Source organism: Candidatus Viridilinea mediisalina, assembly GCF_002532535.1.
In the GTDB taxonomy this organism is placed as follows: domain Bacteria; phylum Chloroflexota; class Chloroflexia; order Chloroflexales; family Chloroflexaceae; genus Viridilinea; species Viridilinea mediisalina.
This window is the reverse complement of the sequence record NZ_NQWI01000255.1, coordinates 1-2047: the sequence shown is the minus strand read 5'-3', so window position 1 is coordinate 2047 and position 2047 is coordinate 1. Positions and strand designations below refer to the sequence as shown.

Below are 2047 nucleotides of genomic sequence, written 5' to 3'. Positions count from 1 at the left end.
CCGCCTCTGTTTTAGCGCATCAGGAAGCCATGTCTACTGAAGCACAAACGTTTTAGCCCGGGAAATCCTAGAGAGCCTGAAGTATGTCACTGGCACCGATCTGTTGAAGTTGCTGAAGCGCCGTAGTGAACCATTGCCCGAACTGGAGGCGTTGCGCTATATGCGCGATGTTGCTTCGGCGCTGGCCTATATGCACAGCCGCACCCCCCGCCCGGTGCTGCACGGCGATCTCAAGCCGCAGAATGTGATGCTCGATGAGATCGGGCGCGTCTGGCTGATCGATTTTGGCCTCGCCCGCCGTGCCGTGGCCGATACGGCGACGGATCGGGTGGTGGCGATTGGCGGTACGCCGGGCTATACGCCGCCGGAGCATTGGTACGGCCAGCCCGAGCCGCGCTCCGATGTCTATGCGCTGGCGGCGATGCTCTATGAGTTGGTGACGGGGTTGCATCCGCCGCGCACCCATGGCCCGCCCGATCTGCCGCCGCACCTGCATGCCCAGGTGCGGCGGCTCATTGCGAACGCCATGGCCGTGGATGTCAAGGAGCGTCCTAGTGCTGATGCATTCTTGGCGACGCTCGATGAGTTGCTGGTTTCGCTCAATGTCGCCCCGCCGCCCGCAGCGGAGCGTCCGCCCGCCGTGGATCGCGTGGTGGGGCGGGCCACGGAGTTGGCGCAATTGGTTGGCCAGCTCACCGCCACGGGCCTGGTTGGGCTGAGTGGCATGGCCGGTATGGGCAAGACCACCCTGGCGGTCACGGTAGCCCAGCGGGTCGCACCCACCGAGCGCACCTTCTGGCACCGCTTCCGCGTCGGCGAGCGGGCGGAGGTGTTGGTGACGCAGTTGGCGGGTTGGTTGGCCCACTTGGGGCGCGGGTTGGTGTGGCAGCAACTGCAACGCGCCCAGCAGGGGGGCGGCCAGTTGCCCAGCCCGGAGCTTCTGGTCGAGCAACTGATCCAGTTGGCGCGGGGGCAGCGTCTGCTGCTCTGTTGCGATGATCGCCACTGGATTGAGGGCGACGACGAGTTGGCGCGCATCTTGGCGCGACTTGAGCAGGCCGCGCTGGCGGGCGATCTCAAGCTAATCATCACCTCGCGCGGCGCGGCGCTGCGCGAAGCGCTCGCCCTGAACCAGTGTCTGGGCGGGCTTGATGATGAGGCGGCGGCGCTGCTCTTGAGCCACGAGCGCCTCCAGCAGAACCAGGAGCTGCTGACGGCGCTGGTTACGCTGACCGCAGGCAACCCCCAGTTTCTGGTGTTGGCCAATGCCGCCACCGAGCGTATCCGCGATCCGCAGACGCTGCGCGAACGGCTGCTGAGTAGCACGGCGGTTGAAGACTACCTGCTGCGCGAGTTGGACGATCAGTTGGGAGAGGAGGAGCGCCAGGTGCTAGAGGCGGTGGCGTTGCTACGCGATGAAGGGGGCACGCGCGAGGTGCTAGAGGTACTGGTGCCCGCTCGGCGCCTGCGGCGCACCCTGAAGAGTTTGGTTGAACACCACCTGCTGATTACAAGCGAACGCAATGATGAACGGGTCTACATGCTGCATGCAATCGTGCAGCATTTTTATTATGAAGGGCTTGCCTGCCGGATGCGGCGCAGCATGCACCAGCAGGTGGCGACCCACTACGCCCAGACGGAGCAGACACTCTTGGCGGCGGCGCGCCACTACGCATGGGGCGACGACACCGTGGGCGCAGCAACGCTACTCAGTAGCCAGCCTTGGCGTCTGCTGAGCCAAGGCCATGCGCGGGCCATGGTGCTGATCATCGAGAGCCTAGCCCTCGACACCCTAGATGATCGGCTGCAAGGTGCCTTGCGGAGCGCCTACGGCGAAGCGGCGGCACTGTTGGGCGACCACACAACCGCCCTGCAACAACTGCAGCAAGCAATTCGGCTTGGCACGGCACACGACGAAAACAGGACGCGCCATGCGCGGCGCTACCGCCTGCTCGCCCGTTCCTGTTTGCGCCGTAGGTAGTGCCGACGTTAGTCGGCTTCCCATCGCTGCCAAAGACCTCAGCCGACTAAAGTCGGCACTACGATG

Annotated in this window: 1 protein-coding gene; it reads left to right on the top strand. The window is 64.8% G+C overall.

Features of this window, described 5'->3' with window-relative positions; translation table 11 throughout:
- Positions 1-64: 64 nt before the first annotated feature.
- A complete protein-coding gene (locus tag CJ255_RS21815; protein WP_097646177.1) occupies positions 65-1981 on the top strand; it encodes a protein kinase domain-containing protein in 1917 nt (638 codons plus the stop codon).
- Positions 1982-2047 lie beyond the last annotated feature (66 nt).